This is a genomic window from Lactobacillus nasalidis, from assembly GCF_016587775.1.
Taxonomy (GTDB): domain Bacteria; phylum Bacillota; class Bacilli; order Lactobacillales; family Lactobacillaceae; genus Lactobacillus; species Lactobacillus nasalidis.
In genome coordinates, this window is sequence record NZ_BOCG01000660.1 from 1 (window position 1) to 245 (window position 245).

Annotated in this window: 1 rRNA gene; it reads left to right on the forward strand. The window is 52.7% G+C overall.

Features of this window, described 5'->3' with window-relative positions:
- Positions 1-241 (forward strand): 23S ribosomal RNA (locus tag lacNas_RS12555); the annotation flags it as partial.
- Between the last annotated feature and the right edge of the window lie 4 nt (positions 242-245).

A 245-nucleotide genomic window follows, 5' to 3' on the forward strand; every position in this document is an offset into this window, starting at 1 on the left:
CGATTTCCCAAGTAGCGGCGAGCGAACAGGAAAGAGCCCAAACCGGCAGATTTATCTGCCGGGGTTGTAGGACTGAGTCATGGCACTTCAGAGGATAGCAGAAGCATTTGGGAAAATGCGCCAAAGAGGGTGAGGGCCCCGTAAGCGAAATCCAAAGAAGACCTATCAGTATCCTGAGTAGGGCGGGACACGTGAAATCCCGTCTGAATCCGCGAGGACCATCTCGCAAGGCTAAATACTAACCA